General features: G+C 33.4%; 15 protein-coding genes and 2 other annotated features. All 15 genes read right to left on the reverse strand.

Annotated elements, in window-relative coordinates; all coding sequences use genetic code 11:
• Positions 1-6: 6 nt before the first annotated feature.
• Positions 7-579, reverse strand: coding sequence for a TVP38/TMEM64 family protein (locus A9178_RS09275; RefSeq protein WP_068674599.1), 573 nt, complete (start codon positions 577-579; stop codon positions 7-9).
• Between the two features lie 106 nt (positions 580-685).
• Positions 686-943 (reverse strand): DUF1294 domain-containing protein, encoded by a 258-nt coding sequence (locus A9178_RS09280; protein WP_068674600.1) that lies wholly within the window; start codon positions 941-943, stop codon positions 686-688.
• Between the two features lie 63 nt (positions 944-1,006).
• The gene (gene rplT / locus A9178_RS09285; protein ID WP_068674602.1) at positions 1,007-1,363 is read right to left on the reverse strand and encodes a 50S ribosomal protein L20; all 357 of its coding nucleotides are present in this window, start codon (positions 1,361-1,363) and stop codon (positions 1,007-1,009) included.
• A gap of 53 nt (positions 1,364-1,416) precedes the next feature.
• Entirely contained in the window at positions 1,417-1,611 is a 195-nt protein-coding gene (gene rpmI, locus A9178_RS09290; protein WP_068674604.1) for a 50S ribosomal protein L35, read from the reverse strand.
• 31 nt (positions 1,612-1,642) lie between these two features.
• Positions 1,643-2,149, reverse strand: a complete 507-nt coding sequence (gene infC / locus A9178_RS09295) for a translation initiation factor IF-3 (RefSeq protein ID WP_068674606.1) — start codon at positions 2,147-2,149, stop codon at positions 1,643-1,645.
• Positions 2,150-2,214: 65 nt separating this feature from the next.
• Positions 2,215-2,337, reverse strand: a sequence feature (ribosomal protein L20 leader region).
• 146 nt (positions 2,338-2,483) lie between these two features.
• On the reverse strand, positions 2,484-4,433 hold the full coding sequence (gene thrS, locus A9178_RS09300; protein WP_068674608.1) for a threonine--tRNA ligase: 1,950 nt from the start codon (positions 4,431-4,433) through the stop codon (positions 2,484-2,486).
• 69 nt (positions 4,434-4,502) lie between these two features.
• Positions 4,503-4,731: a binding site (T-box leader), on the reverse strand.
• Positions 4,732-4,790: 59 nt separating this feature from the next.
• A complete protein-coding gene (gene ytxC, locus A9178_RS09305; protein WP_068674610.1) occupies positions 4,791-5,648 on the reverse strand; it encodes a sporulation protein YtxC in 858 nt (285 codons plus the stop codon).
• A 136-nt stretch (positions 5,649-5,784) separates the two neighbouring features.
• Positions 5,785-6,711: a primosomal protein DnaI gene (gene dnaI / locus A9178_RS09310; protein WP_068674612.1), complete on the reverse strand. Its 927-nt coding sequence runs from the start codon at positions 6,709-6,711 to the stop codon at positions 5,785-5,787.
• A 17-nt stretch (positions 6,712-6,728) separates the two neighbouring features.
• A complete protein-coding gene (locus A9178_RS09315; protein ID WP_068674614.1) occupies positions 6,729-8,078 on the reverse strand; it encodes a replication initiation and membrane attachment family protein in 1,350 nt (449 codons plus the stop codon).
• A gap of 31 nt (positions 8,079-8,109) precedes the next feature.
• Positions 8,110-8,577: a transcriptional regulator NrdR gene (gene nrdR / locus A9178_RS09320; RefSeq protein ID WP_068674616.1), complete on the reverse strand. Its 468-nt coding sequence runs from the start codon at positions 8,575-8,577 to the stop codon at positions 8,110-8,112.
• 38 nt (positions 8,578-8,615) lie between these two features.
• Entirely contained in the window at positions 8,616-8,993 is a 378-nt protein-coding gene (locus A9178_RS09325) for a hypothetical protein (protein WP_068674618.1), read from the reverse strand.
• 167 nt (positions 8,994-9,160) lie between these two features.
• Complete coding sequence (gene speD / locus A9178_RS09330; RefSeq protein ID WP_068674620.1) at positions 9,161-9,541, reverse strand: adenosylmethionine decarboxylase; 381 nt, start codon at positions 9,539-9,541, stop codon at positions 9,161-9,163.
• A 246-nt stretch (positions 9,542-9,787) separates the two neighbouring features.
• The gene (locus A9178_RS09335) at positions 9,788-10,813 is read right to left on the reverse strand and encodes a glyceraldehyde-3-phosphate dehydrogenase (RefSeq protein ID WP_068674622.1); all 1,026 of its coding nucleotides are present in this window, start codon (positions 10,811-10,813) and stop codon (positions 9,788-9,790) included.
• Between the two features lie 168 nt (positions 10,814-10,981).
• The gene (gene coaE / locus A9178_RS09340) at positions 10,982-11,581 is read right to left on the reverse strand and encodes a dephospho-CoA kinase (RefSeq protein ID WP_068674624.1); all 600 of its coding nucleotides are present in this window, start codon (positions 11,579-11,581) and stop codon (positions 10,982-10,984) included.
• A 12-nt stretch (positions 11,582-11,593) separates the two neighbouring features.
• A complete protein-coding gene (gene mutM / locus A9178_RS09345; RefSeq protein ID WP_068674626.1) occupies positions 11,594-12,421 on the reverse strand; it encodes a DNA-formamidopyrimidine glycosylase in 828 nt (275 codons plus the stop codon).
• Between the last annotated feature and the right edge of the window lie 8 nt (positions 12,422-12,429).

Below are 12,429 nucleotides of genomic sequence, written 5' to 3' on the forward strand. Positions count from 1 at the left end.
TATCCATTAAGTACTCATTTGGAAAAAGTCTTGCCATTTTATAATTATTTCTTTACTTCTAACTAAATAAATAAGTGGTAGTAAACCTATTAAAAATATGAAAATATGAAATGGAGATAAGTTCGCAATCCATCCTCCCAAACATGTATAAACGATGGCTAACGGAATATTAGATAATAAAGATGATTTCGTGTATTGCTTCATCCCGGATGATATTTCCATGATACATATGGATAATAAGTGGAAGTGAATAAAAGGCACAAGTCTAAGTAAAGCAATTTGAGATGTATTTAATGCGGTAAATCTCCCTAGTAACTTTTGTTTTAATTGGATTAGTCTATCTAGTTTTTTTGGCATTCGATTAGCTAATCCATAAAATATAACGCTTGATAAAGTAATTCCTATAATGGAATAAATAGTGCCTGCTATTGGCCCGTATAAGATTCCACCTGTGACACATACAAATACTACCGGGAGAAAAAATAATGGCCTAATTAAATGAAAACAGATAAATAATAGCGGTGAAAGTAATCCTCCCATTTCGATAAATGCCATTACATAGTTCCCGACGTACTCCATAACTTTCCTCCTTTTGCTAACTTCTAGCTGTTCTTCATGAGAAAAGTATCTAAAACACTTCATACTTTTTCTTTCTTTTTTCATTTATATGACTTAAGATGAATACTTATGACAAGTAGAAAAATAAGAAGATGTTTAATAAAATGAAGATTGGCATTCCAATTGTAAATGATTTATGTTTTGTTTTATGTCGATATCGTTTCATCCCGAAATAAGTTCCTAAAGCCCCACCTAATAAGGCAATAATCCAAAATGTTCGTTCTGGTATACGGTATTTTTGCTTTATTGCTTTTTGCTTATCTACCCCCATTAAAATAAACCCAATAATATTTACCCCTAAAATATAATAGATGATGGAATCCATTTTTTTACCTCCAGCAAATAAAAAGCCGAACCCATGTCTAGGATGGATTCGGCTAGTTTCAAATTATTTTAAAGCACCTTTTGCTTGTTCTACTAACTGAGCAAATGCTTTTTCATCGTTAACAGCTAATTCTGATAACATTTTACGGTTAATATCAATTCCAGCTACTTTCAAACCGTGCATTAATTTGCTGTAAGAAATGCCGTTTAGACGAGCAGCTGCATTAATACGTGCAATCCATAATTTACGGAAGTCACGTTTTCTTTGTCTACGGTCACGGTAAGCATATTGACCAGATTTAATTACTTGTTGTTTTGCAGTTTTGAATAGAGTTCTCTTCGAACCATAATAACCTTTAGCTAATTTTAATACGCGTTTACGACGTTGGCGTGTTACTGTTCCACCTTTTACACGTGGCATATTAATTCCCTCCTAATACATTTCCGAATCTATATTTATCTTTAATAGTCTAATTATTTAGGTAGCATTGTTTTGATACGTCTGTAGTCCCCAGCAGATACAACAGCACTTTTACGTAGTTTACGTTTTTGCTTTTGAGATTTGTTAGCAAATAAGTGACTAGTGTATGCATGAGATCTTTTTAGTTTTCCGCTACCAGTTCTTTTGAAACGTTTTTGAGTCCCTTTATGAGTTTTCATTTTAGGCATAATTTATTTCCTCCTCGTAATGTTGCATCTATTAGTTCTTTTCATTAATCGGAGCGAGCATCATAAACATATTACGACCTTCCATTTTCGGTCTGGATTCAATTGTCGCAATATCTTTAAGTTCTTCAGCCAGACGGTTTAAAACATCTTGCCCAAGTTCTTTATGTGTGATTGCACGTCCACGGAAACGAACGGATGCTTTTAATTTATCTCCCTTTTCAAGGAATTTTTTTGCGTTCTTAAGCTTCGTTTCGAAGTCATGATCGCCAATACCTGGTGTAAACCGTACTTCTTTTATATTAATAACCTTTTGTTTTTTACGAGCTTCTTTTTCTTTCTTTTGTTGCTCATAACGATATTTCCCATAGTCCATAATACGACATACAGGCGGTTTTGCATTTGGAGCAACTAAAACTAAGTCTAAGTTTCTAGTTTGCGCAATCTCCAATGCTTCTTGACGTGTTTTCACACCTAGTTGATCCCCATTTGAATCGATAAGTCGCACTTCTCTTGCACGAATCTTTTCATTGACGTTCATATCTTTGCTAATAGTCAGACACCTCCAAAGTTTTTTCGATACTGATCTATTTGACAAGTCTTCATACATGAAAAAAAGTGTCGGTACATACACCCACACATTCCAATTACACATAATAAATTTGGAACCAGTCAACTACATGCTTCATGTGTCGAACAGGTGAGAAGCGGGTGCTTCTACTTGTCTACGAGATCATTTAATTTTCAACTTTTAAAGTATAACATCATTAAGAAATCTTGTCAAATACTTTCTCAATTCCAATTTACATAAGCTATTTTATCATACTTTATGACATTGGCCAAGTATTCGTAAATACTTGGCCTTCTACTTATTCTTATTTTTTACGTAATACACGTTCCGATATTTCTTTTTCAATAAGATTTTCAAAATCCTCAAAGGAAAGTGTTTCTGATTTTTGTTCTCCGTAACGACGAACATTTACTGCATTATTTTCAATTTCTTTATCACCTAAAACGAGCATGAATGGGATTTTTTGAGTTTGAGCTTCACGGATCTTATATCCAATTTTCTCATCTCTTTCATCCACTTCTATACGTATACCTTGTCTTCTTAATTTATCAGCAACTTCCTTTGCATATTCCAGATGCACTTGAGGTGATACTGGAATTACCTTCACTTGTACAGGAGCAAGCCAAGTTGGAAATGCACCTTTATATTCTTCAATTAAGAATGCGACAAAACGTTCCATTGTAGAAACCACCCCACGGTGAATAACAACTGGACGATGTTCCTTTCCATCCTCACCGATATAGGTTAAATCAAATCGTTCAGGTAATAGCACGTCTAATTGCACAGTTGATAATGTTTCATCCTTACCTAAGGCAGTTTTAACTTGTACATCTAATTTCGGACCGTAGAATGCCGCTTCCCCTTCCGCTTCCACATAATCCAATTTTAAATCTTCCATTGTCTGTTTTAAAGTAGACTGTGTTTTTTCCCACATTTCATCATTATCGATATATTTTTCTTTATCTTCAGGATCACGATAAGATAGACGGAAATAATAATCCTCAATGCCAAAATCTTTATAGACATGTTGAATTAACTCGATTACACGAACAAATTCTTCTTTTAATTGATCAGGTCTAGCAAAAATATGTGCATCATTTAGTGTCATTGCACGCACACGTTGTAGCCCTGCTAATGCACCACTCATTTCATATCGATGCATGGTCCCTAGTTCTGCTATTCTTACCGGTAGTTGACGGTAACTCCACAATTGATTTTTAAATACCATCATATGATGCGGGCAGTTCATTGGACGCAACACTAATGTTTCATTATCCATTTCCATCGGAGGAAACATATCTTCCTGATAGTGATCCCAGTGTCCACTTGTCTCATATAATTCCTTACTACCAAGTACAGGTGTATAAACGTGGTCATATCCTAAACGTTCTTCCAAATCAACGATATAACGTTCAATGTTACGACGGATTGTAGCACCTTTTGGTAGCCATAATGGTAATCCTTGTCCAACTTTTTGGGAAACAGTAAAAATACCTAGTTCTTTACCTAATTTACGATGATCACGTTCTTTACGTTCTTCTAAAATATGAAGATACTCTTCTAATTGATTTTGTTTTTCAAACGCTGTTCCATAAATACGTTGAAGCTGTTTATTATTACTATCTCCACGCCAATAAGCCCCAGAAATACTTAAAAGTTTGAATGCTTTGATTTTACTAGTGGAAGGGACATGAATTCCTCGACATAGATCAAAGTATTCACCTTGTTCATAAATAGTAACTTGTTCCCCTTCTGGAATAGCATCGATTAATTCAAGTTTCAATTCATCACTAATTTCACGGAATCGTTCCTTCGCCTCTTCGCGAGAAACTTCTATCCGTTTAATTTCAAGATTCTCATCAACAATACGTTTCATTTCTTTTTCAATCTTTGGAAGATCCTCTGGAGTGATTTTATGTTCCATGTCTAAATCATAATAAAATCCTTCCTCAATTACAGGACCGACACCAAATTGAACATTTTTATATAATCGTTTAATCGCTTGAGCCATTAAATGCGCTGTGGAATGACGCATTATATCAATAGATTCAGCATTTTTATATGTTAGGATTTCTATTTTTCCACCATGATCAAGCTCACGTCTCAAATCTACTTGTTCCCCATCTAATTTAATCGCAATTGCTTGTTTCTTTAATCCTGGGGAAATAGATGCTGCAATCTCCTCACCTGTTGTTCCTATTGGAAACCCTTTTTCATTACCGTCTGGAAATATTATTTTAATTTCTTCTGCCATGTTGATTGCTCCTTTCTTTCTGCTAACCAAATATAAAATTAAAAAACGCCCATCCCAATTGCATGAAGCAAAAGGGACGAGCGTTGGATATACTTTCGTGGTTCCACCCTAGTTTCCGCTAAATAAAGCGGCTCTAGATCTTTAACGCAGATGATACGCCATTCCTTACTGAAAAAATTTTCGGGAAAGGAGTTCAAAGGTGGTAATTATTAAGGTCTATAGAGGAAGCTTTCAGCCAAATGACTTCCCTCTCTAAACTATAATTCCAAAATAATCATGTCCTTATCAATACTTTTAATTTTGATAACGAATCTAAATTGTATTATAGCCCTATCAAATTATAATTGCAAGTTTATTTTATTGGTTTTTATGAATATAAAAAGGAAACTCTCGAGTAGATTGAAACTCCACTTTTTCTTGAAAAACATTAATGACAGTTAATGTTTTCGGTTCAGCGGGGTCATCTCCATAGATTTTCACTTTCTCTGGTGCCATCGCAATTAGCGGTGATAAATTCAGTTCACTTTCATCTAAGCCGAAAAGATATAAAGGTTCCTTCTGCATTAAAGCTTGTAAATCCACTTTTGAAAGATTTTTTCCATCTTCTAAAAAAAATGAAAATGTACTACCTTGTAAAATATGAATGACTGGAATTCCTGGATCCTTTTTACTAATGTAGGTGCGCAGAGAGTTAATAAACTCTTGATGCTCTTCTTCTCTCTTGTATTCGTCTATAGCCAGCCCTATATAATTAATCATTTCATCCCTAAATTCTTTTAATCCAAATTTCACTATAGAGTCATAATGGATTGTGTTTGTATTTTTTATATTATTTAGGAACAAATTTTCTAATAAATTCTCCGGGAAATCCCTTTTTATTCTCTCCGTTTGCAGAAGACTTACTGCATTATTTCCAGACAATATCCCATTTGTTATTTCATGAATCCTTTTAATTTCTTCACAATCTGAAAAATAATAGTTTTTTTTAATAATGTTTTTAACAATAGTTCCGAAGCGATGTGCAATGAATACTTCAGCCATCAATTTCGCAATAAATTCTATGAAGTCGGAGTCTTGTATTTCTGATTCAATTTGGAGAAGAATCCCCCATTCTTTTTGGTGTTTCCAATGTAATTCAATATTTTTATCAAGATAAAATAATTTTTCACAAAACATTAGTACTTCTTTTTCTGATTCAAAATATACCCTAAGCAATCACCATCACCCTCACCCACAATCAAACTGTTACAATTATATGGACAAAGGTGCGAAAAAATGATTAAACCACAGAAACTAGTATATTTCCTAACTATAAAAAGTAAAAACTAGCACTATTCCATGCTAGTTTACGTTAATTTCTTCTATTTTCGCCATAAATCGGCACTTCTTTACTTACTTGTCTTATTCGTTCGATAATTCTACCCGCTTTAACTTCTTCAACGCCATCTCTAGTCGAAGCTAATATACCTTGTAACTGTTCTAAACTATAGTTACTTGTAAAACAAACAGGTAACTGTTCCATCATTCGATATTGTAAAACAGAACCTAAAATCTCATCGCGAAACCATGATGACTGCATTTCTGCACCAATATCATCTAACATTAATACATCTGCTTTTTTAAAGTATTCTATTTTTTCATTTGTTGTATCATTTTTAAAAGACGACTTTATTTCACGGACAAACTCTGGCATATAAATAATCATAGATGAGATATTCATTTTCTTTAGTTCATTTGCTAATGCACCAAGAAAATAAGTTTTACCAACGCCAAATGGTCCATAGAAATAAATTCCCTTACGAGGCAATTTACCATTTGCCTCACGCAAAAAGTTAAACATTTCCATAACACCATTATTTCGACTATTATCATCTTCAATATTATTTATCGATGCTTGTAAAATTTCCTTAGGTACATGGACGCTTTGTACAAGTTTTTGTTGTGATTGCTCTTTTTCATACATAACACGGCTATGACACTTTTCATAGGCTAGATGAATTTCTCCATTTTCTACTTGTAAAATAGGCGAATATCCTTGTAGCATATTTTTACATTCATTAAGAGAGCTACATTGATCACATTGCTTGGATTGAGTCTTATACTCATACAACTTGACTAAACTTTTATTTAGTTCCCTGTTTGATATTTCTGGATGTAAAGATAAAAATTCCTTAATTTCAGGGTCGTTTAAAACTTCACTCTTTATTTTAATGAAATTTTCCTGAAAATTTTTATTCTCTTTCATCCACTTTGATAAAGAGTTCTGAATAGGTTCCATTTAAACCATCCTTGAGATCAATTATTTTTCTGATTTAACAAAGCTTGTAATTTTTCTTTTTCTTTTTCTAAGTTTATTAATGGTTGCTTCGGATTTATTTCTGGCTTTTCTATTTGAATTTCTTTGCGATTACCGTTTCTTTCCTTAAACCAATCCGGAATAATTTCCTTAGAGTTCTTTCTTGTATAGGTCGGATTTTGTTTTTTATAATTCGTTTTCTGAAATTTATCTCTTTCTTTTTTAGCAAATTCCATTGCCTCTTTTGCTGTCTTAATTTTTGCTCGTGACCAGTGACTTGCAATCTTTTCCAAATAAGCCTTTGATAATTTCATATTCGATTGTAATAATACGTAATGTATAAGAACATTCATGACTGGTGATGGTAATCCTTGAGAAGTCATTACATCTCGTATAATCCTCATATCTTGTTCAGAAGCTTGATGTCCACCAGACAAGTCTTCTAACAACTGTTTTGGTGTAATAGTTTCTAATTTATGAATTAACATTTCCTCTTTCGTTTTCGGCTTTGTTTGTTCCTTTTGTTTCGGAAAAGCAATTCTTTCCGTTAATTTTATAGTTGAATTATTATGTTTTGATTTAAATAAATCATGACAGGCATTTTTGAATTCATCACTATCTAAAAGATTTTCCTCGTTTAATGCCCATAGAATCGATTTTTCAACCTCATAATTATCCAAATCATACAGTTCCATCATTTGTGAAATTAATTTCCGATTTTCAAGTGTTAAGACTTGCCCAACAGGGATCATTCTTTGTTTTAACATTTGTTCCATCCATCGCAAGTCAACGGAAATCGATATATCATTTAAATCATTACTAGATACAGGTTTTACAACTTCTAATGTTGGGGTAATAGTTTTAAATACGTCGTTAAAGGATGCGGTAATATTTTCCCCTAAATCCTCATGAGTAATCTCTTTATATCTGTTTTTAAGCATAGAAAACTTCTCATCACCCAACTGATGAAATAGCAATTGAGAAAGCATCGCATCATGAAAGAAATCACTAGGCGAAAAAGGACATTGTATTTCATAAGTAAAAATTGTAGCCTGCTCTAATTGTTTTTTATAAGTCTTTAATAAGCCAATTCCTTCTAAATTTAATCTTGCTTTATATATTTCATCCAAAGGAATGTTTAAGTAATTCATTAGCGTATGATGTGTTTGTGGTGAATCACTTTTCTGAAATTCTAACTCGTGTAAAAGAGTTTGATACAGCATAGCTGCTTGCATTCCTATTAACGGTTGATACAGATGAGTTAATGATGTTGTATAATCAGCGGTTAATTGGCCCTTTAATAATACATAGTACCCATCAACTGGTAATACTCGTCCAATAAAGTTCAAATTTCCTCACCCTTATCTAATGTAGTACTCTTTATTCACTTTTCCTGTCAACGTTAATAAGGTCTTTTAATTCATCTAAAAATACAGTAATATCTTTAAATTGACGATAAACAGATGCAAAACGGACGTAAGCCACTTCATCGATTTCCGCCAAGCGGTCCATCACTTTTTCGCCAACATCCTTGCTATCTACTTCAGAATAACCAGCGTTTCTTAATTCTTTTTCAACTTCTAAAGCGATTAATTCAATTTTCTCTAATGGTACAGGTCGCTTTTCACAAGCCCTTATTAATCCCCTTATTAATTTATCCCTTGAGAATTCTTGTCTGACACCATCTTTTTTCACAACAATTAAAGGTGGCTCCTCCATTCGCTCAAAGGTAGTAAAACGATAATTACATTTTTCACATTCTCGGCGTCTACGTATAGATCTTCCTTCGTCAGTGGGACGTGAATCAAAAACTTTTGTGTTTTTATATTGACAGTTGGGACACCTCATTCTTACAACCCCATTCATTGTTACCAAACTTCATATAATTAAAGTTGTGGTAACTCTTTATTTAACTTATCATACAATCGATTAATTAACTTAGTAATATATCCAAAATTCAATGGAATCGCGGAGTCTAATGAAACCGAAAAATCAACAGCTGTTTTATTTGGACTTACCATAATGACTGTTATAACAATAAAGGCTTTTTTTCCTTTTTTCGTAATAACACTCATCTCACCACGTTCTTTTGATAAAGAATTTATTTCAAATTCAGAACTGGCTTGAAATAAATCTTCAAGTGTGTGAAAAACTTTATCTTTCATCGCTTTATAATAACGTGTTTTTAATGACTCATCTAAACGGTCTTCACCTGTTTCTAAATGGTTACCAAAATATTTACGTAATGTGCTACTAATAGACATCTCCATTCTCCCCGTCCTATTGTTTACCCTATATTGTAACACGTTTCACCTATTTCCTCCATCAAAAAACGGAAGCTTTAAATCACATAATTAAAGGGCTGACGTGGAAAGTCAGCCCTTTTATTCGTATTTAAAATCGTATTTATGATTAACTTATTTTTTATTTATTAATATACTTTTTCGAAATTCTTTAGTTTTATCGGACCCATTCCCCGTGGTAATTCCACACGATCGTAAGATTTACATTCTAGTACATCAGCAATATAATCTGCTGCAATATTTGGGTCTATAATATCTCCACAAGTATATACATCAATACTTGCATAACCATGTTCTGGAAAACTATGAATCGTTAAGTGAGATTCTGAAATGATTACTACACCACTAACACCTTGTGGCGCAAATTTATGAAAAGCAACTTCACGAATTTCTGCCCCAGCTTTTAAGGCAGCGTCGACAAAAATACGTTCAATTAACCCCATATCATTTAATTTATCTACATTACATTCCCATAGTTCAGCTATCACGTGTCTTCCCATTGTATCCATTACTGCATTCCCCCTCAACACTAGTATTGGTAACTTTTTTCATTTTATTTTCTGCCACGGGGGAAAGTTAGTACGGATGAGGCCCTAACCCTTTAAGCAGAAAACATCATTCAGTTTTCAAATCGTAACATGAGAAGTATATAACGTTTTTCCTTCATTTGCAATACAAAATCGCATTTTAAATATTGCAATTCACCGAAGAATAAAAAACCATCTATTTCCTGTTAAATAGATGGTTTAAGCGTATTATATTTTAGCGTATTCCTTTAAACTCCTACCGACTAATTTTGTTAAATCAAGAACTCGATTCGAATAACCCCATTCGTTGTCATACCAAGCCAATATCTTTATTTTATTTCCTTCCATTACCATTGTAGATAACCCATCAATGATAGATGAAAATTCGGTTGTCGTATAATCTATCGATACAAGGGGTTCTTCGCTGTAGTGAACAATGCCATTCAATTCATGTTTAGAAGAATGTTTAAATGCGTTATTCACTTCTTCCATTGTTACACTTTTTTCCACGTCTACAACTAGGTCAACTAATGAAACATTTGGTGTAGGAACTCTCAAAGCCATTCCATGCAATTTACCATTTAAGTGTGGTAAAACCTCCCCTAATGCTTTTGCAGCCCCGGTTGATGTTGGAATAATGGATTGGCCACAACTTCTTGCACGTCTTAAGTCTTTATGGGGATTATCTAAATTATTTTGATCGTTAGTATACGCATGAACAGTAGTCATTAATCCATTTTTAATTGTAAAATGATCATCTAACACTTTCACTACCGGTGCTAAACAATTCGTTGTACAGGAAGCATTAGAAATCACATGATCCAATTCAGGTTGATAAGTGTGTTCATTTACCCCCATTACGATTGTCTTATCCACTTTTTTACCCGGCGCTGTGATTACGACTTTTTTTGCTCCTGCTTGGATATGTAATCCAGCACTTTCTTTCGTATTAAATTTTCCTGTAGCTTCAATTACTACATCTATATTTAGTTCTTTCCATGGTAATTTATTTGGTTCTCTTGAATTTACAACTTCAATTATTTTGTTATTTACTTTAATAGCCGATTCAAGCGCATTAACCTCTTCATTAAAAACACCATGAATACTGTCATATTTAATTAAGTGTGCAAGCGTTTCAGTAGGATATCTAGCATTAATCGCAACAACTTCCATATCTTCATCCACAATAGCCTGCCTAAAAACCATCCTTCCAATTCTCCCAAAACCATTAATCGCAACACGTGTCTTCCCCATTAGAATCATATCCCCCTATTTATGTTATACTTATTTCCCTTTTATAATAAATAGTATAACATATATTAGTTAAGTGTGATTCATTTTTTATAGAAATATTCAAAATTAGGTTAATGATATAGCATTAAAACAAAAAATAAGCCTAGACTGTTATGTCCAGGCTTATTATTAGATAACATCCCATTTTCTTAATATATCTTCAAGCTGTTCAAATGAAGCTGTTTTCGAATTATTATTATTTATGACTTCATCTGCTAATTTCGCTTTTTCTCTTACAGGCATTTGAGATTTAATACGTTTTAATGCTTCACTTTCCGTAAACTCGTCTCGTTCCATTAATCTTCGTAACTGAATGTTCTCATCCACATAGACAACGATTGTTTTATCAACATAATTTGTTAATTTACTTTCAAACAATAATGGAATATCTAATACGACACATGAAGCACCATCTTGAACAAATCCATCTCGTTTTTCTATAATCCTTTTCCGTATTGCCGGATGAACGATTTGATTTAAAGCTTTTAATTTTTCTTGATCATTAAATACAATATCTCCAAGTTTTTGTCGATTCAATGTTTTATCATCTCGTAATATATGGATTCCAAATGTCTCTATAATTTTGTTATACGCTTCTTCGCCTGGATATACTACCTCTCTGGCTATTTTATCGGCATCCACTACTGGAATTTGAAATTCATCAAACATTAAACTAACCGTACTCTTTCCACTTGCAATACTACCTGTTAGACCAATAATTAATGCCATCTCATAATCCCCCTATTCTTTTTGGCAATCAGGACAAATATGTGTACCTCGTCCAGCAACCTTTGTTTTATAAATTAGTTTTCCGCATCGTTTGCATTCTTTATTTTCTTGTCCATAAACAAATAACTCTTGCTGAAACATCCCCATTTCACCTTGGCCATTAACATAAGAACGGATGGTTGTTCCGCCTTGTTCAACTGCATCGGATAACGTAAGGATGGATTCATCATGAATTCGTTCAACTTCTTTTTTTGTTAATTGGTTCGCCTTCTTACTAGGGTGTATTTGTGCACGAAATAATGTCTCATCGACGTAAATATTTCCGAGGCCTGTTACAACCGTTTGATCTAATAATGCTGCCTTAATAGGACGTACAGTCTTTTTCAACTTCTCGTATAAATAATCTAACGTAAAATTCTCGTCAAATGGCTCAGGCCCTAATTTTTTTAACGGTTCGCTTTCGAATTCCTGACCAATAGGATAAACATGCATTGTACCGAATTTACGTACATCATTGTAACGAAGGTCTTCACCATTAGTAAATTTGAAAATAACATGAGTATGTTTCTCTTTTTGTTCAGTTGAAGGAACGACACGATATTTCCCTTCCATCCTTAAATGGGAGATTAAAACGACATCATCGAAATAGAATAATAAAAATTTTCCTCTTCGTCCCATTCTTTGAATCGTTTGCCCTTCTAATAACAATTTAAAATTCTCCACATCATCAGGGACTTTCACTATTTTGGGCCAGTATACTTCTATTTTATCTATTGTTTTATCAGTGACTAGTGGAATAAGCGTTTTTCTAATTGTCTCCACTTCAGGTAATTCTGGCATAACTACTT

It is taken from the genome of Oceanobacillus sp. Castelsardo (assembly GCF_001659985.1).
GTDB lineage: Bacteria > Bacillota > Bacilli > Bacillales > Amphibacillaceae > Oceanobacillus.